At 43.4% G+C, this 19,022-nt stretch carries 15 protein-coding genes and 1 pseudogene; 9 read left to right on the top strand and 7 right to left on the bottom strand.

The window, feature by feature from the left end; genetic code table 11:
- Positions 1-6 precede the first annotated feature (6 nt).
- The gene (locus NPUN_RS08955) at positions 7-741 is read right to left on the bottom strand and encodes an MBL fold metallo-hydrolase (RefSeq protein WP_012408445.1); all 735 of its coding nucleotides are present in this window, start codon (positions 739-741) and stop codon (positions 7-9) included.
- Positions 742-913: 172 nt separating this feature from the next.
- Here NPUN_RS08955 and NPUN_RS08950 point away from each other — a divergent pair, with 172 nt between their 5' ends.
- Positions 914-2,437, top strand: coding sequence for a site-2 protease family protein (locus NPUN_RS08950; protein ID WP_041566018.1), 1,524 nt, complete (start codon positions 914-916; stop codon positions 2,435-2,437).
- 200 nt (positions 2,438-2,637) lie between these two features.
- Entirely contained in the window at positions 2,638-3,318 is a 681-nt protein-coding gene (gene surE / locus NPUN_RS08945; protein WP_012408443.1) for a 5'/3'-nucleotidase SurE, read from the top strand.
- Between the two features lie 33 nt (positions 3,319-3,351).
- On the opposite strand, the gene NPUN_RS08940 is transcribed toward surE, so the two are convergent.
- Positions 3,352-4,806 carry an MFS transporter gene (locus tag NPUN_RS08940; RefSeq protein WP_012408442.1) on the bottom strand — a complete coding sequence of 485 codons (1,455 nt, stop codon included), beginning with the start codon at positions 4,804-4,806 and terminating at the stop codon, positions 3,352-3,354.
- Between the two features lie 122 nt (positions 4,807-4,928).
- Between NPUN_RS08940 and NPUN_RS08935 the strand changes: the two genes are divergently transcribed.
- The 7 genes from NPUN_RS08935 to NPUN_RS08905 all read left to right on the top strand — a co-directional run bounded on the left by NPUN_RS08935 (position 4,929) and on the right by NPUN_RS08905 (position 11,630).
- The gene (locus tag NPUN_RS08935; protein ID WP_012408441.1) at positions 4,929-5,447 is read left to right on the top strand and encodes a phosphoribosyltransferase; all 519 of its coding nucleotides are present in this window, start codon (positions 4,929-4,931) and stop codon (positions 5,445-5,447) included.
- Between the two features lie 533 nt (positions 5,448-5,980).
- Positions 5,981-7,768 (top strand): hybrid sensor histidine kinase/response regulator, encoded by a 1,788-nt coding sequence (locus NPUN_RS08930; protein WP_012408440.1) that lies wholly within the window; start codon positions 5,981-5,983, stop codon positions 7,766-7,768.
- Positions 7,769-7,802: 34 nt separating this feature from the next.
- Positions 7,803-9,923 (top strand): sensor histidine kinase, encoded by a 2,121-nt coding sequence (locus NPUN_RS08925; protein WP_012408439.1) that lies wholly within the window; start codon positions 7,803-7,805, stop codon positions 9,921-9,923.
- Positions 9,924-10,058: 135 nt separating this feature from the next.
- Complete coding sequence (locus NPUN_RS08920; RefSeq protein WP_012408438.1) at positions 10,059-10,472, top strand: response regulator; 414 nt, start codon at positions 10,059-10,061, stop codon at positions 10,470-10,472.
- A gap of 6 nt (positions 10,473-10,478) precedes the next feature.
- Complete coding sequence (locus tag NPUN_RS08915) at positions 10,479-10,886, top strand: response regulator (protein ID WP_012408437.1); 408 nt, start codon at positions 10,479-10,481, stop codon at positions 10,884-10,886.
- A 224-nt stretch (positions 10,887-11,110) separates the two neighbouring features.
- A complete protein-coding gene (locus tag NPUN_RS08910; RefSeq protein WP_012408436.1) occupies positions 11,111-11,362 on the top strand; it encodes a type II toxin-antitoxin system Phd/YefM family antitoxin in 252 nt (83 codons plus the stop codon).
- On the top strand, positions 11,355-11,630 hold the full coding sequence (locus NPUN_RS08905) for a type II toxin-antitoxin system RelE family toxin (RefSeq protein ID WP_041565284.1): 276 nt from the start codon (positions 11,355-11,357) through the stop codon (positions 11,628-11,630). The genes NPUN_RS08910 and NPUN_RS08905 overlap by 8 nt, the downstream gene beginning before the upstream one ends.
- Positions 11,631-11,872: 242 nt before the next feature.
- Here the strand turns inward: NPUN_RS08905 and topA are convergent, their stop codons facing one another.
- From topA to NPUN_RS08885, 5 genes and pseudogenes are all read right to left on the bottom strand, one after another.
- Entirely contained in the window at positions 11,873-14,044 is a 2,172-nt protein-coding gene (topA, locus tag NPUN_RS08900; protein ID WP_012408434.1) for a type I DNA topoisomerase, read from the bottom strand.
- A gap of 176 nt (positions 14,045-14,220) precedes the next feature.
- The gene (locus NPUN_RS38690) at positions 14,221-14,427 is read right to left on the bottom strand and encodes a type II toxin-antitoxin system HicB family antitoxin (protein ID WP_083782467.1); all 207 of its coding nucleotides are present in this window, start codon (positions 14,425-14,427) and stop codon (positions 14,221-14,223) included.
- A gap of 253 nt (positions 14,428-14,680) precedes the next feature.
- Positions 14,681-15,873, bottom strand: a pseudogene (locus tag NPUN_RS08895) (IS4 family transposase).
- Positions 15,874-16,312: 439 nt separating this feature from the next.
- Entirely contained in the window at positions 16,313-16,924 is a 612-nt protein-coding gene (locus NPUN_RS08890) for a GAF domain-containing protein (protein WP_012408432.1), read from the bottom strand.
- 81 nt (positions 16,925-17,005) lie between these two features.
- Entirely contained in the window at positions 17,006-18,886 is a 1,881-nt protein-coding gene (locus tag NPUN_RS08885; RefSeq protein WP_012408431.1) for an ABC transporter ATP-binding protein, read from the bottom strand.
- Between the last annotated feature and the right edge of the window lie 136 nt (positions 18,887-19,022).

The raw sequence follows: 19,022 nt of genomic DNA, 5'->3' as shown, positions 1-19,022 counted from the left end.
TTTATTTTAAAGAAGGGGCTGCATCCGCAGCAAAGCTGGTAAATCCAGAGAGGCGAGATGTTGATAAGCTCGATCTATAAAACGCTTGCCCCTAAGAAAACCTGTATTAGCTCCGGGACAAATGTACTTAAGAGTTTCTGGTGTAAATGTTTGTAATAATAACTGAACACTGTTGATTTGTCGTGGCCAGTGAAAGGTTTTAGTTACCCGTAATGGTACTGCTTCCCCCTTCTGATTAGGAACTAAATGGCGACCAGAAAACAATATACCTCCAAGCTTACTGTAGTATAGGCAAGATGATCCGGGAGAATGACCTGGTGTCCAAATAATTTTGACTGCCGCATCAAGAGTAAATTCTTGACTAAAGGTAGTTACGGGTAAGCCTGGTAATAAATAAGCTTCTTGTTCTTGGATCAGGACTTCGCAACCCAAGGCTTTCTGAATTTCAGCAGTTTTGCCAATAGCGCCTCGATAGGTGAGAAATAACCAACGCACGCCTCCATGCGCTGCTAAAAAGTCTTGATTTGTTTGGTTCAGGGCAGGGCAATCTATAAGGATATTGCCTTCATTTCTTACAATAAAATAAGAGGTTCCTCCTAATGTGTCCCGATTGGGTGGGAAAGCAAAAATGCTATCTTGTGCGAAGTCCGATTGCAAGGAACTTCCGCTAGGAATTTCTTGAGGAAAGACAGCCCGTGGTGGCTTAGTTGTATGACTTGGCTGTTGAGGTAAAGGGCACATAATCAAAAAACCGGAACTGAGGAGTTGTGGACAATCTGGTTACAGTGTAGAAATTCTGAAGAATTGAACTGTAAACCATCTGAAAAAATTGGGATTTGAGGTCTGCCTCGTAGTTAATGCTATGGTGCTGAAGCTACTGGTAGGCCGTTTTGTCAAAATTACTGAAGATAACATGGCATTTTGGTTTCTGTTTATTCTCCTACTGGGGCTAGCTACTTATCTAATGGTGCAGCACAGCGTCGCTCACATCACTCGAACGCCAGTATGGTTGTTGTGGCTGGTTTTAATGACACCAGCATTCTTGTTAAGTGGATGGACGCTGATATATGGAACGAAACAACCTCCGCCACCAGCGCTGATTGTTTCGTCGTTATTTGTCTGCACAGTGTTGTACTGGATATTGTTTCTAGGAGGCCGGCGAGTGCCAAGAGATACGCAAACCGAAGTTCCAGCCCAAGCCTCAGAATCACAGCCGATTATCCAGCCTACCCCAGAACCACTAGTGCGTCCCATTGAGCCAACAGAAGAAACTCAACTGCGAAATTGTTTTCCTTGGTCTGTATATTACGTTCAAAATATTGAGTATCGACCACAAGCCGTAATTTGCCGGGGTCAGTTGCGAACTAAAGCCAGCAACGCTTACCAACAGATTAAGACTAATATTGAAGCACAATTTGGCGATCGCTTCGTGTTGATCTTTCAAGAAGGTTTAAATGACAAACCTTTCTTTGTGCTGGTTCCTAATATTCAGGCTGCTAAAGACAGAAATACACCACGACGCGAACAAGAACGCTTAACTCGACCAGGATTAGCACTTCTACTAGTAGTAGCTACTTTGATAACTACTACCTTAGTGGGAGTGGAAATTGCTGGTGCTTCTCTTCCGCCTCTATGGGAAATTGGCTCTTTATTCAAAGTTCTATCTAACCCAGATGTCCTATTCAAAGGATTACCTTATGCTTTAGGATTAATGACTATTTTAGGTATTCACGAACTTGGGCATTATTTGACGGCTAAATTCTACAAAATTCGCTCGACGTTGCCTTACTTTATTCCAATGCCTTTCTTTTTGGGAACTTTTGGTGCATTTATTCAGATGCGTAGTCCCATTCCCAACCGCAAAGCATTATTTGACATTAGTATCGCTGGACCACTTGCAGGCTTTGTTGTTACCTTGCCATTATTAATATGGGGCTTGGCTCATTCTGAGGTGGTTCCTCTGATTGAAGAAAAAACCCGATTTTTGAATCCTGATGCCCTTAATCCCAAATATTCCATCTTACTAGCGCTACTGTCGAAGCTAGCCTTGGGAAGTCAGTTAACAGCAAAATCAGCCCTTGATTTGCATCCAGTTGCAGTAGCTGGTTTTATCGGACTAATTGTGACGGCGTTAAATTTAATGCCTGTGGGACAGCTAGATGGAGGCCACATTGTCCATGCAATGTTTGGCCAACGAGTTGCAATTATAATCGGTCAAGTGGCTCGCCTCCTCTTGCTATTACTTTCGTTAATCCGGGAAGAATTTTTGATGTGGGCGATTATCTTATTATTTATGCCGTTGATTGATGAGCCTGCACTCAATGATGTCACTGAATTGGATAACAAACGTGATATTTGGGGATTACTGGCAATGGCTTTGTTGATTGTAATTATTTTGCCATTACCGCAAGCGATCGCTAACTTTTGGCAAATTTAAAAAGTATCAACGCAGCCAGAAAAATCTAGATATATTTTTCCCAACTATGGAATTAACCATAGCTTGGTATTTTTGATTGGTCATGGCTTGTGCCTAGGGATCGGTTATCTTAGTGACCAGACACGCAAATATTGGGGAATTACAACTTTAGGTTACATTTTGAACACCGCAACTGCTAGCAATTCCTTAATAATATATACATGACTATAATTTTAACTAACGATGACGGCATTGATGCCCCCGGTATAAAAGCTCTAATCAAAGCTGTAAATGGCAAAAATGTTATTATCGCTGCTCCTGTAGATCATCAGTCTGGCTGTGGACATCAAGTTACTACCACTCGCGCCATCAACCTCCAACAACGTTCTGAGACTGAATATGCGATCGCAGGCACTCCCGCCGATTGTGTGAGAATTGCGTTAACACAAATTAATGCAGATGTCAAATTTGTGCTTTCAGGTATCAACGCTGGGGGCAACTTGGGAGTCGATGTCTACATTTCTGGCACAGTGGCTGCTGTGCGGGAAGCCGCAATGCACGGTATTCCCGGAATTGCTATTTCCCACTATCGCAAAGCCAAGCAGAATTTTGATTGGGATCTGGCTGCCAAATTGACAGCTGAAGTTTTAGCGGACTTACTCAAGCGTCCCCTAGAACCGGGAAGCTTTTGGAATGTGAACTTGCCGAATCTGCTACCAGGAGAACCACATCCTGAGATAGTGTTTTGCCAAGCCTGTAGCAAACCTTTGCCTGTCAACTATCGAATTGAAGGCGATGATTTTTATTATGTAGGAGAATATGGCAAACGCGATCGCACCCCTGGTAGTGATGTGGATGTATGTTTTTCCGGCAATATTGCGGTAACTCAATTAAGGGTTTGAAACTGTAAAACGAAAAAATCTTTCCCCGCTCCCTTAAGTTCCCCTCTTGTCTTGCCGTTCTTTGAGTTTCAGCATGATTTCTGCGTGCATCTCGCGGGTAATTGGGTAAAAATACGTTAAAACTAAACCACAAAGCAAACAAACTGTAGGTATAGGGCCAACCGCAATGCGAATAGCAAACAGTGCAGATTCTGGTTGGATAGGTAGTGGACTTCCGGCTACAGATTCTTTGAAACCCGATGCTTGCAAAGCATTTCCTACCAAAAACAGTCCGAAAGCTAAACCAAATTTTTGTAGCAAAACCATGAAGCCATAAAAAATGCCTTCTCTGCGCTGTCCCGTTTGCAGTTCATCTAATTCAATCACATCTGGAATCATCGACCAGGGAATTAGATAAGCTGTGGAGACACCAATCCCTGCCATCACAGCCATCACATACATCAAAACTATTTGACCAGGTTGTAAGAAAAATAGTCCGGCGGCGGCTATTATCCATAAAATCATTCCTAGAAAATAAACAATTTTTTTCCCGATTTTTTTACTCAACGCTCCCCAGACAAATAGCATCAGCAGAGCAGTTCCTTGCACTGCAATCAGAATCATGGGCACATCTGATTCTTCTTTTAGACCCATATAATTGACTACAAAATAGGGGATAATGCTGGCTGTTATCTGCACAGCTAGCCAAGAAAAAAGATATATACCAATAACAAATATAAAAGGTCGGTTGCTGAAGACAATTTTTAGCTGTTCGCCGAAGGGGAGAGATTCAGGTTCCTCGGTTTCGATACGTTTGGCCTCAAAAGCCAAGATGCGATCGCGAACTCCAAAAACGCAGCAATATAATCCTAAAATCGAAATTACAGTACAAATTCCCGCTAAAACCAGATATCGTTGTTGGCGATCGGCAATCTGCGAAAAAACAATTCCTGTTAAAATCAATGATAAAATGCTGCCACCAATGGAAAATGTAAAGCGATAGCTGTTAAGGCTGGTGCGTTCGTCGTAATCTTGAGTTAGTTCTGGAGTCATCGCCGTATAAGGCAAATTCACAACCGTGTAAAACGCCTGAGATATCACCCCAATTGCTACGTAGTACCAAAACAGCGGCCAAATATTATTACTCTTATTTGCACTAAATTGCGGTACAATCCACTGCAAGAAAAAGAAAATTCCAAAGGGGATTGCTCCATAAAACATCCAAGGAAGACGACGGCCCCAACGACGAGATTTCGTTTTATCAGTCAGAAACCCGACAAGAGGATCGTTTACTCCATCCCAGATTTTGCCAATCATCAAAATAGTGCCAGCTAAACCCGCAGGGATACCAGCGACACTGGTAAAGAAAATCAGCAGATAAAAGACGGAGATATTTGCAGTAATTGCTGGTCCTAAATCCCCTGCACCATAAGCCAGCTTTGTTTTTAAATCGAGTTTTTCACTAAGAATATCTCGTTGGGCATCGCCATCAGCAGCAGAATCTTTCATAATAACTTGCGCTCATACTAGAATAAAAAGTTTGCAGTTTGCGTAGCCCGCACTTCGGCAAGCTCAGTGACCATCGTAGACATCGCCTTCAATACCAGTTATTTACCACTCCCGTTAGACTTATGCCAGACCTTTATGTTTCTTGGTCAGATTATCACCAAAAAATTGAACAACTGGCTATCCAGATTTATCAATCTGGTTGGGAATTCAACCAGATTATCTGTCTTGCCAGAGGAGGACTGCGAGTTGGAGATATTCTCTCCCGCATTTACCAGCAACCCCTGGCAATTTTAGCAACCTCATCCTACAGTGGCGCTGGTAAGCAAGAAAGAAGTAATTTAATTTTCTCGCGCCACTTGACAATGACTGCCGAAAAGTTAGGTTCGCGCGTTCTCCTAGTAGATGACTTAGTAGACTCTGGGATCACACTCCAACAAACTATACCTTGGCTCAAGCAAAATACTGGTTTTCCCATTGAAGAAATTCGCACTGCCGTTCTTTGGTATAAAGCCTGTTCAGTTATACCACCCGATTATTATGTTGATTACTTGCCTGAAAACCCCTGGATTCATCAACCTTTTGAACACTACGAGCAAATGAACCCGGCAGAACTTGCAGCTAAGGTAAATCAACTGTGTTGATTAATACCTGCACAGAATGCATCTTAACGATCGCTAGATTCGTAACAAAATAATTTTCCTGAAATGGCATGGTGAATGTAGCTACAGCATTGGTAGCATTTTAGATTTTAGCGATCGCTATTAGTGCTATCAATTGCAAACAATTTCAACATTGGCTTTAAAACGAAAAACTCGCGCGGTATGAGAAAAAACTTCCAAGCTCTTCCTTGAGGGAGTACAAAGGGCGCATCATTTGCCGTAGTCTTTATTCTGTGTAAATAAATCTACAAGACTGCCCCAAGCCGGACTACCTTGCCCGGAGAGGTTGGTCAAAATCTAAGATTGATAATATATACAAGGGTTTTATACTACCACCTGATTTTACATGGGCCTTATTTGGCGGGTGTATAAAACCCTTTTATTCAAAAATCAGAATTCATTCTGAATTCTGATTTTTGATTTTTTCTTGATAAAAATTGAAGAAATGCTACGAAACTTGGGTGAATCTGGACAGGGGCTACTGAGGCAATATTTTTTAGAAGCGGAGTAGTGAAATGACGAATGAGGAAGTGGAGCAAATATATTTAGACGATATTCTCATCACTCAAGAGTTGTCCCGTAGAATACCCAGAACCACTGACCTCAAGCAAGAAAACGATGTACTTCATACCCTGATAGGACAACTAGTTGAGCAGCCTCAAATTCTGCTCAAAAAGCTTGTAAAAATAATTACTCAACTGTGTCAAGCAGAATCAGCAGGTGTCAGCTTACTTGAGGTGACTCCGAACGGGGAAGATATTTGTCACTGGTTTGCACTAGCTGGGATGTTAGAAGCCTATGAACGAACTTCCACACTTTACAGCTTTAGTTGCTGCGGCATTTGCCTAGAACGTCAAACCCCCCTGCTGTATTCTTATCCAGAACGCTATTTTACTTACTTGCAACAGTTTAAGCCAACAATCGTCGAGATATTGGTGGTTCCTTTATTGATTGCCAATCAACCACTTGGCACAATTTGGATTGTATCGCACGATGAGCATCGGCAGTTCGATCGAGAAGACTTGCGGCTGATGAAAAGCCTCGCAAATTTTACAGCCAGCGCTCTTTACAATAGCAACGCCCGTCAAGCAGCCGAAGAATCTGCACGGCGCGAGCAAGCCGCCCGTGCCGTTAGCGAAGCGGCACAAAATGCAGCTGAACAAGCCAATCGTCTCAAAGATGAGTTCCTCGCTGTTCTATCTCACGAACTGCGTTCTCCCCTCAACCCGATTTTGGGCTGGGCAAAACTTCTGCAAACCCGCAAACTTGATGAAGCAAAGACAGCTTATGCCTTAGCAACCATTGAGCGCAATGCCAAGTTGCAGTCTCAGCTAATGGAAGATTTACTGGATGTTTCCCGTATTCTTCAAAGAAAACTCAGCCTGAAGATCAGTTCTGTTGATCTGTCCGCCGTTATTGAAGTGGCCCTTGATACCGTGCGTCTAGCGGCTCAAGCCAAGTCAATTGAACTCAAGACGGAATTTGAACCGAATATAGGGCAAGTTTTGGGCGATCCCAGTCGCTTGCAGCAAGTCGTCTGGAATTTGCTCTCTAACGCCGTTAAGTTCACAGAGGATGGTGGTCAGGTGGAAATCCGGCTTGAGCGCGTGGGTACACAAGCGCAAATCCAAGTCAGTGACACGGGTAAGGGCATCAATCCAGAATTTCTGCCTCACGTATTTGATTACTTCCGTCAAGCTGACAATACCACAACAAGAACCTTTGGCGGCTTGGGGCTTGGTTTAGCGATCGCTCGTCAAATCATTGAACTGCACGGTGGAGCAATCCAAGCAGAAAGTGAGGGAGATGATAAAGGTGCAACCTTTACTGTGTTGTTACCTATCAAGAGTGTCGAGCCTCAAACAAGTGAAGACAAGGGTTTGGCTAACGATTCCCCTAATCTTGAAGGGGTAAATGTGATAGTCGTGGACGATGAAGTTGACACCCGCGAACTAATAGTTTTCACCCTGCAACAGTATGGTGCTTCTGTGCGTGCCTTCGCCTCAGCATCCCTTGCACTAGATGCTTTTAGGGTTGAGAAACCACATATTATTTTAAGTGATATTGGGATGCCAGAAATGGATGGTTATATGCTGATTCGGGAAATTCGTAGACGCGAAGCGGCTTGTCGTCAGACATCGCTACCGCCTGAACAAGGGGGAGAGATTCAAGCGATCGCACTGACAGCTTATGCTGGAGAGATAAACGAGTCAAAAATTCTCCAAGCAGGATTTCAAAAACATTTGACTAAACCAATAGAACCAGTAAAATTAGCGATGGTAATTGCTAGCCTAGTTAAATAATTAAATAATTATTTTAAGAAGTCGAGAGTGAGAGTTGGTTACAAATTCCGGTTTTAGAAACCTAAAAGATCAGTTCCTTCCTGAACGCAAAGAAGCTCTGCTGGCTCGGATGGCGAACCGCATCCGGCAATCGCTGAACCTGCAAGAGATTTTGGATGCAACTGTGGTCGAGTTGCGGGCATTCTTGCAAACTGACCGAACTAAGGTCTACCGCTTCGATCGCGACGGACATGGACACGTTGTTGCCGAAGCTAGTGCCCCCAACCGCCTGCCTTCTTTGCTGGGATTACACTATCCAGCTGATGACATTCCGCCCCAAGCGCGGGCTTTGTTTGTCAAAGCACGTACCCGCTCCATTGTCAATGTCAGCGAACAGCGTATTATCCTCAACTCGCTGCCGACTCCCACAACAACGGCAATCGGGGACTTGACCGTTGAAGAAGTGCAAGAACAACCCCTTGAAGATATCTTAAGCCGTCCGGTAGACCCCTGCCATGTAGACTATCTCACCCAGATGGGTGTGCAATCTTCTCTGGTAGTGCCAATAATTTATCAACAGGAACTCTGGGGGCTGTTGATCTCTCATCATGCCGAACCCAGAGAGATTACATCTGAGGATTTGCTGGTCGTCCAATTGCTCGCTGACCAGGTTTCACTGGCAATTACCCAAGCGAGTCTGCTGAGTCAGGTGCAGGAACAGCAGCAGCGTGATGCGATCGTTAATCAGATTGCTACTATGCTGCACGCGCCTCTAACCCCTGAAGAGATTTTGCATAACGTTCTGGAGCAAGCAGTCAAAGCTTCTGGCAGTTCTGGAGGAAGGTTGTATCTCACTTCCCCGGATGAGGCTTTACCAGCCCATCTTTATACTTACGGAAATCAGCCGGCTCCATCCGAGCAAGAGCAACCACATTTACTAGAAAATCATCCCCTTTGGCAAGAGGTAAGGAAAATTCCTGCTCCCATCGGCACTACCTTAACCCAAAAAGATAAACCTGCCCTGCGAGTGGTAATTAATCTTCAGCAAGAACCGCGTCTGCACCAACTGATTGAATCCTTCCAAACCACACCGATTCGGGGTTTGATTGTTCAACCGTTGTATTATAGTAAAGAATTCCTGGGGTATCTAACATTCTTTCGCGACCAAATCAGCACAAAAAATCTCTGGCCAGGCTATGAGGAAGCCGATGAGCGCCAACAGCGACCCCGCCAGTCAATGGCGCAATGGCAGGCGCTCAAAGAAGATAAAGCTCATCCCTGGAGCATCGAAGAGATGGAACTCATCCAGTCTTTGAACATTCACCTATCACTGGCTGTGCTGCAAAACCGCCTCTATCACCGGGAACGCCAGCAACGCCTGATAGTTGAGATGCACAACGAAGCTCTCTCTCATGCCCGAGCTGCCGCCGAAGAGGTGAGTCGCCTCAAGAGCAACTTCTTGGCTTCTACCAGCCACGAATTGCGAACCCCTTTGGCCTCGACCTTAAACTATTTAAAGTTGCTCAAAGAGCGCCTTTATGAAGACGAAGATGAGTTGCGCGAATATATAGATGGCGCTTACCAATCGACGCAAAATCTGGTTACTATCATTAACGATGTCCTTGACATTGCCAAAATTGAAGACGGGCGCATAGCTTTAGATTTAGAGACAGTTTATCTGCAACAGCTTTTACAAGAGCAATGTTTCCTCTCAGGTGCCGAAAGCCGCTACAAGGCAATTCCTCTGACACTCGACTGTGAAATCGAGACTGTTTTCGCCGACAAGATCAAAGTTCGTCAGGTGATGACAAACTTGCTGGATAACGCCTTCAAATTCACCGATGAGGGTCAAATCGATGTCCGGGCTGTCGTCGATAGTACTGGGACAATGGCTCAAATCTCGGTACACGACACAGGTATCGGCATTGAGATGGAAAATTCAGAGCAACTGTTTTCCCCATTTGTGCAAGCTGATGGTTCTGCCCAGCGCTCCTATGGGGGCACCGGCTTAGGGCTGACTATTTGCAAGCGATTAGTGGAACTGATGGGTGGTAAGATATGGCTTGAAAGCCCAGGACTAGGGCAGGGAAACACGGTGACTTTTACCCTGCCTCTAAACGAACAAAGTCAGGTAGCAGGTCAGGGTTCTCTAGTTGAGGGCCAAGCCCCTAGCTAAAAGCTAGGGGCTTGGCCCTTGGAAGATATTTCACCTGACTATAAAAAAGATGAGTATTTTTATGGATTTTAATATTTGGACGGCAATTAAAATCACCTGTACCTTAGTCTCATTGGATGTAGACGCTTCCACAGCATGGAGGTTTTAGTAACAATCTTGAACATCCTGCTGGTTGAAGACAATCAACTCCTAGCGAAGGGAACCGCCAAACTAATCGAACGTTTGGGGGGTCATCAGGTGTTTATTACTGCTGAACCAAAAGAGATATTCCAACAATGCGAAGCGGGGGCAGTAGAACTGGTGATTATGGATATCAATTTGCCGGGAGCTAGGTGGGAAGGACAAAAAGTCGATGGCTCCATCCTGTCGCGCCATTTAAAGGCGCAGTGGAAACAGTTACCAATTATCTTGGTGACGGCCTACACCATGCCCGCCGATCAACATCTCCTGTTGTCCCAATCTGGGGCTGACAGTTGCTATACCAAACCCATCACTGACTACGATGCCTTTTTGGATATGATTACTCTTCTAGGTCAAAAAAGGAATTGAATCTCCATGTACAAGCTGGCGATTTTGGATGATGACGAACACTGGTGCCGCATCGTCCAACGCTTTCTGAAGCAACAATATGCTATAGCAACCTATAAGTCAGTATCTAGTTTCTTGTGGGAGTTAGACGAACTAAACCAGTATGATATATTTCTGGTCGATTTCGTGCTGCCTACGGCTCGGCATGAGCTAAATACAGATGGCATGGAAATTGTTACCGCTCTCAAGCGCCGCTTGTCTCGTTCTCCTGTAGTCATCCTCGTCACGGCTTACATGAGCAAAAATGAGTTAGAGGTGCATGGCAAACAAATGTGTCCAGAAGCAGACGGATTTTTTGCCAAGGATGCTGGACTAGAATTATTGGCTCACCAAATTAAGCAACTGCTCCCACCAGGTACAACTGAGGAAAGTTAAGGAGAAAAGTACTTAGGATTTTCTGACTTTCGTTTGCCCTAAATTGAGCTAAAGAGTGATGCAATGCGATCGCATTGCATCACAGTGCATAAATCTCAAATCAACTAGAAATTGTTTTATCCATTGTGTAATATTAGTACAGAACGTAAATTTTGTATATTTTTAGCAATTTGTACAAAAATTACATTTTGATGAGCATCAATTATTTAATTTTGTGAGGCGCTATGACTGCCATAAGTGCAACCGAAGCTCGCGCAAACTTCCAAGAGCTTATTAATCGTGCTGAGTATAAGGGTGAGCGGATTGTAATTCAGCGTCATGGTAAACCTGCCGTAGCAATTATCAGTCTTGATGATTTGAAATTGCTTGAAGCTGTTGAAGATGCTATTGATTCAGAAACACTTCGTCGTGCAATTGAGGAAAATGATGGGTTTACTTCCTTAGAGGCAATTAGTGCCAAGCGTGGAAATGAGTGAACGCTACAGTTTGAGAATTGCTAAGACTGCTGAAAAGGATTTGTTGGATTTGCAAGCGAAACTTTATAAGCAGGTTGTATCTAAAATCCTTTCGCTTCAAGGCAATTCTCGACCTCAAGATTGCAAAGCCTTGAAAGGCTATGAAGGTGGTTATCGTGTCGATCAAGGTGAATATAGAATTCTCTACACGATTGATGAAGAAAGCAAATTGATTGATGTTTTTCGCGTTGGTAAGCGAAATGATGGTGAAGTCTACAAAAATTTGTAATCGAACTTTACAAATATTAAAGCACAAAGCCCACCAACAAGAGCATACGGGTAACGGAAAACGAACCACAGAGGGCGCAGAGGTCACGGAGGAATGAGAGTTTTAGAGGGTTTTTGCGTAAGTCCTACAAATAAAAAAATACCCAAAAAACTCTCTCCTCCTCATTCCTCTGTGTTCTCTGTGTCTCTGTGGTTCGTTTCATTTGGGTAATTTATTTCTTGGAAGTCCCTAACTCCTAACTCCTAACTTTTAACTCCTAACTCCCCAAACTTAGGACTCCACCACCCTTTTGGCGTACTGAAATAAGCCACATCTTTATGTTTGGTATCTTTACGAGCTTGTGGGTCACAACATCGCAACATTTTCTTACTCTGCCCTTCTTTGATGTAACTGTACTCCTCTAAAGGTTTCTTACATACTGGGCAGGGATATGCCGTCATCTTCACGGGAGGCTTTTGTTGATTTTCAACTTGGACTGTTTTAGTTTGTGGTGGCTGCCAAGTTTTGTTAAAGTCGCTCCAAAATAGCACGACATTTTCACAGCCTTTTGTGCATTTGAGGAAATATTTCTTTTTGACTTTAGTACTCGGAATTTTGGCAAGAAAATTTTTGCATTCAGGGCATCGCGTTTTGGAAGTTTCATATTTGCGCTCAGTTATCACATTAGCTTTACCTTTTGGGGAACTCGCAACTACAGTTTTAGCTTTGGAGAGCGCTGGTATAAAGTAATTCTGATTCCAACTAGTTAAATAATGCTGCCAAGAGTTTTTTCCTTCAGAAATTGCATCAAGAGCATCTTCCATTTTTGCTGTGAATTCCGCCTCTAGTAAATCCGGCAGTGCTTTGAGCAAAAATGCATCAACTTCTAACCCTAACGCTGTCGGTTGCAGATGATCTTTTTTTAACTCAACATAATTTCGTTTTTTTAAAGTAGCAACAGTAGGAGCATAGGTACTTGGGCGACCAATTCCTTTACGTTCCATCAACTGTACCAATTTTGGTTCACTGTAACGGGGTGGTGGCTGCGTCTGCTTTTTCTCATGTCCAGCATTCTCCAGTTTTAATGCTTGTCCCTGTTGTAATGAAGGTAAAACACTATCCTTGCTGAGATTATTCCAGTACCGAGCATAACCGTAAAATTCAATCACTTGCCCTCTGGCTGACCACAGTAAGGAACCAGATTGAGTAATCACCAAAGTTTTACGCAATTGAGCAGCACGACACTGAGAAGCAATTGACCGTTTCCAGATCATCACATACAGATTAAACTCATCATCAGGAAGTTCTAAACGCAACTGAACTGAGGGACGAAACACATCAGTTGGACGAATCGCTTCATGTGCTTCTTGAGCCGATTTGCTACTGCGATGCTTGGCGACTTGGTGCGGTACATTCTGCGGATCATTTTGCTCTAACCATTTACGGGCGCTGGCACAAAATTCTGGACTCAGCATTACTGAGTCTGTTCGCATATATGTTATCAGCCCTGCCTCATAAAGCTTTTGGGCCACAATCATAGTTTTGTCAGGAGCAAACCTCAGCTTTGAACCGGCTGCTTGCTGAAGGCTAGAAGTTGTAAATGGTGGAGGTGGCTGGCGGTTAACGATTTTTCCTTCAAAATGAATCACCTGATGAGGATGTCGCTGTGCTTCTTCAACTAAACGTGTAGCCTCAGCTTCGGAAAGAACGCGCTTAGATTCCGGTGTTTCTGGACTATTACCTACTTTCGCGTCATCGTTAGTTTCAGTTTCTTGGTCTGCTGCATCTTTTGCAGAATCGACCGTCCCTTTGTAAAAAGCCCGAAATCCTTCAGCATAATCTACCCAGACACTCCAGTAATCTTGGGGGACAAAAGCCAGAATTTCGTTTTCTCGCTGACAAATTAAGTGCAATGTGGCGCTTTGGACTCTGCCAACACTCTTAGCGCCGTTATTCAATGCCCAAACTAAAGGGCTACCTTTATAACCTACCAACTTATCTAGACAATCTCGGCACAACCCAGCACCGATTAAATTTTGGTCTAGCTTTTTGGGATTAGCGATCGCACTCTGCACCGCCGATGCTGTAATCTCAGTATAAATTACTCGTTTCGGTTCCTTTAAACCCAGTGTTTCTTTGAGATGCCAAGCGATTGTTTCGCCTTCCCGGTCTGGGTCAGTTGCTAAGACAACTTCATCAACCTGCCTCACCGCAGACTTGAGTTTCTGAATTGTTTCCTTCGCTCGTTGGTCACGCGGAACGTAATTGCACCGAACATTACTGCCGTCCATGACGAAGCCCAAGGAATCGTCCCCTTCATTGCTGAGTTCTCGGATGTGGCCACAACTGGCTAGAACTTTCCAATCCGAACCCAGAATTTGACTGAGTTTTTTGACTTTTCCCGGAGACTCGACCACAAGCAGGCGTTTGATCATAGCAACTGCGTTCTAGATTTTGAGCAATAAACTGGCAATTGCAATTAGCGATCGCCTATTCTCGTCATCTGGATTTTATAGAATACTGTAACAAAAAGCTTTAGCAATTGCTGAACTCAGTTTAGAGGTAAATTATCCCAACGCTGGATGAAGAAACAGAAGGACAGATGCCATGCTTAAGCTGTAACTTTTACTTGATGAGTTTCCACAGTGAGCGGTAAACTAAGTTCTGCACGAACTTGAAGACAAGCGGCGATCGCATCCTTGATATTTTCGAGGGCTTCTTCTCTTAACTGACCTTGACTAACACAACCAGGTATACTGGGGCACTCGACAATCCAAACCCCATCTTCATCACGATCGAGTATTACATTGAACTTTATACACTGTTTTTAGCAAAATGTTGTAGTTATTTATTATTGTAACCTGCAAACATTTAACCAAAAAAGTAGCCGAGCGAGCGCGTTACGTATAAAGTCAACTTTGTACTTAACACATCTCAAATTGCGATCAGTATTTCAGTTTCTCGAGTCTTTAATTAAGAAGAACCTCTTCTAGGTTAACTTACAGCAGCAATTAGCAAAAATTAATACTGTCCGCGCCAAGCGATTCTTATGGAGACGTTTTGCGATCGCATTATAAAGTTAAATTAATGCATTGGCTCTGAAGGGGCGACATGAAGCCTATAAAGCTGACTGTATAAGCTTCATAGCTCTCATCCCTTGTAAATAATTCTCTAGTTTATGACGACTTAATCGCATTAAATCTTGAACTAAACTCCAACAATCACCAATGAAATTAACCCAGTTCTGTGCATAAAGACCGATATAAAAGTTACTATGCCTTCTGTGAGAACGTCCATATTCTTTGGGACGTGCCAGATATTTTGCAATTCCTTTACTCTTAATATTCTGACCTTGTAATGTAGCAATAGTGTCAGCTAATGAGATGATTAAAACTAAAGCAATAAACCGCTTACCTTCCACATTTGTCTTCTCTAAATTGTAACCGCCACTTTTAAAATCTCTAAACATCTCTTCTATATCAAAGCGCTTTTGATATGCCTGAATCGCCGTTATTTTACTATTCATGTTAGTTAAAATAAACCATCCTTCTTTGGCTTTGTTTTGACGGTAATTCTTTTTCCATTTGCAAGCCACATTAAATCCCTTCACTTGTTTAGTTTTTGTTACCGTTGCATCTGATACAAAAAAAGATGTTCCTGGTTTTAAACCTAAATCTTTTATTTCGCACCATAAATGAGCTTTCAACTCAATATTCTCATTTTTCTTGAGTCTCAAACAAAACTCAAACCCTTGTTCATCAAGCCATTCCGCCAAGCTCACTGAACAAAACTCTCTATCTCCTAACACTACCGTTTTATAGTTTTTAAATAAGGGAATTATCTTTGATAATGCCTTAGTTTGTTCTGATAAGTTACTACTACCTAATTTTGCTAAAAGCTTAAAGTATATCGGTATAGCTCTTTTTTGAAAAATTACACTAATCATTAGTAGATTTTTTCTTTTCCAATTCGTCCTATCAATTGCTAAATAGATTCGGTGATTTCCGAGGAAAGTTTGAGCTAACCATCGTTCAATTATGGGAAACCATAATTCTTCTATATTCAACAATATTGGTAATGATAGAAACCTTTGTAACTTCTTCCGTCTCGACTGGCATTGAATGAATAATGGTCGCGACTCTGATATTTTCTCTAGTTTCACATCTTTGATATTTTGTACTACGTTAATCACCAGCGTCAGAAATATTAATTCGGACTGTGAAAGTAAACTTTGTAGATGCTTCTGGTATAATTCAGGTAACATTTTCAACAGATAGGTCTTATTGACAATACTGACCTATCTTTTTTTACCATAATTCGCTCAACTTAATACAGCACAAAGGCTTTCGGGTGCTTGTCCCCCCTTCAGGCATTGGCTTGCATTGTGAATGCATCGGCTTACATTGTGGATGCATCGGCTTACATTGTGGATGCATCGACTTGCATTGTGAATGCATCGACTTGCATTGTGAATGCATCGACTTGCGCGAATGTTATACAGAGAACTGGTAAAAACAATTTCAATTGTCTAGAGTGAAGAAAAAATCAAACCGCAAGCGTCCCACCCGCAAAAAGCCGATTGCAGTTGCAAGTTAATTAATTTACAGCTGTTTTCAGGTTAAATAGACAATGCGGTAAGGGCACAGCAATACTGTGCCCTTACGTTAGATGTGCTTCAAATACATGAAAACTGCTGTAACTTGTTAACGGATGATTTTCCGGCTAATTGCCTCTCCAATCTCCATTAGTGTCTCTTCTTCTGTGGGTGTAAATTCGTAGGAAACCGGCTTGGCAATGCCCAAGGTTCCATGCAATCGTTCATTCAGCAGAAGTGGCACTGTGATGGAGCCTTTTACCTGGGTTTCTTTTGCCGAAGGTCTGACCACCCCTTGTTCGTCGGTTTGCAGGTTGCAAATCTGTACGGGTCGTTTACGTTCGGCGGCGACACCAGCCATCCCTTTACCAATAGGAATTATCGTCATTTTAGGTAACAGGAATTCTGGAATGCCTTGGTGAGCCTTTAAGTGCAATAACTCGCTGTCCCGATCAAAGGTATGGATAGTACCTGTAGAGCAGTCGAAGGTGGTCAGGATTTCAGTCAGCAGGAGATTCCAGTCGATGGCATATCCTTCGTCAGTCAGGGTATCAAAAATGGGTTGGGTATCTGAAGTCATGGTGCTAGGAAATGAGGTCAAATCAGCAATCGATGCTGTTGGCGAAGTAAAAAGATAATCCCCATAAATAAATTTAGGGGCTTGAGAACATTTTTCTTTATTTTGCCTTTTGACAATTCCGGGTGCGTTAGCTTCCGGCATAACACACCTTACTTCAATTACCTTTCCCGCACAATCCTTGAATTAAATTTGCACGTATACTATCTCAAGTCGTACTAAATATCAAGCGATCATTCCCTTTTGGACGTTATCTGTGCGAGTGCGAACCTCATGTATGCGTTCCTCGCCGGGATTTTCTGGGATAAATCCACCCGCCTGCATTTTCCATAACCTGTGGTAAGCGCCGCCGAGTGCCAGCAGTTTGGTGTGGGAACCATCTTCGATAATGTGACCTTTGTCAAACACCAAAATCCGGTCTAGATGGACAATGGTAGATAGTCGATGAGCCACCACAATGACTGTTTTCCCATTCATGGCTAAGTCGAGGGTATCTTGGATCGCTTTTTCGGTGATTGAATCGAGGCTAGAGGTGGCTTCATCCAAAATCAGAATCGGCGCATCTTTGAGGATTACCCGAGCGATCGCAATGCGTTGTCTCTGCCCTCCAGATAACTTGACACCACGTTCGCCCACCAGAGAATTGTAACCATCCTGACTTTGAATAATGAAATCGTGAGCATTAGCCTTTCGCGCCGCCTCGAACACTTCCTCATCGGTTGCATCCAAGCGTCCGTAACGAATATTTTCTAGCAAAGTGCGATGGAACAGAGACGGATCTTGGGGAATCAAGCTGATCTGTGCGTGTAGGGCATCCTGAGTCATGTCTCGAATATCGACCCCATCAATAATAATCTGTCCAGATTGGGGGTCGAACAAACGCAGAATTAGATTGACAAAGCTGGATTTTCCAGAACCAGAGAAGCCCACCAGTCCGACACGCTGTCCGGCTTGGATGGTGACAGAAAGGTTGTTGAAAACTTTCTTTTCATCAGAGTAATTGAAATTCACTCGGCGAAACTCAATCTTACCTTGGGTAATTGGGTGTGCGATCGCGCGATCGCGATCGACCAACTCGTGGGGTTGAACGATGGTAAAGACACCATTGGCGACATTGCCGATATGTTCAAAAAATTCCAGAAAGCGGCGGCTCAAATTCCGGGCTTCACTGATTATTAATAACGATAAGCTAGTTGCGACAACGAAATCAGCAGTAGCGATCTTCCCTTGACTCCAAAGGGAAAGTGAGTAATACAGGGTGCTGATTTTTAGAATGGCTGCCGAGATAAACTGAAACCAGCGAATTCGCTCCGAGTACCAGTTGGATTTTCTCACCTGTTTGAGTTCGCGGCTTAATTGCTCATTCAAATAGCCTCGTTCAAAACCCAAACGAGCAAACAGTCGGCTACTGGTGAGATTTGTTACTGTATCTACGATGATGCCAGTTGTCTCACTTCTGGCGGCTGCGGCTTTCCGGGAGTAAATTCGGCAGCGAGTTGCTAGCCAGAACGAAATACTGATGAAGAGAACTGCCCACACGCCAACGAGTGCAGCCAGGGGAGGATAGGAGCGATACAGTATCGTCGTAGCGACGGTATACACAACAATTACTGGCATAAATTCAGTAATTAGCATTTGCATCGTCTGAGTAACACCCAGAGAAGTTTCGCTAATTCGATGTGCCAATGCCCCAGAAAAACTGCTACTCATGTAGCGATGCGAATGGTGTTGCAAGTAGGCATATAGCGATCGCACAATATGCTGTCGGTGGACTGGATGGAGGATAGTTTGCAAGAGTCCAGCCGAACGCCCGAATATCACTTCACCCACACTCAACGCGATAAACAGCATCAGGGGTTGCCTCATGGCATCAAAAATGGGCTGGCTGCCGCCCGTTGATTTCGTTACACCCCGGATGATCTCACCAATGGCATAAGGCAACATAATGCCACAGGTTGCGTGTACCATCTCCAGAATCACCATTAACACATACCACTGGCGAAACTGGTTAACGAAATACAAAATGAACCTGAATGGAGTTGATGGCAGGTTTGGTGCATCAGCAGCACGTTGAAAGGATTTGAATTGTCTGGTCTTTTTCGTCATGAAAGTCGATCCACTAGCACATTTTGGCTGTTCTGCAAGATAAAAATGGACGACTATATAAGCCGTCCGGCGGTATTAGGGACTTCTGGCAGCACTCTTTAAAAACTTTTGCTGTTTGGTTGTAGCTGACTTCCTT

It is taken from the genome of Nostoc punctiforme PCC 73102 (assembly GCF_000020025.1).
In the GTDB taxonomy this organism is placed as follows: domain Bacteria; phylum Cyanobacteriota; class Cyanobacteriia; order Cyanobacteriales; family Nostocaceae; genus Nostoc; species Nostoc punctiforme.
Note: the sequence above shows the minus strand (reverse complement) of the source record. Positions and strands in the feature narration are given on the sequence as shown.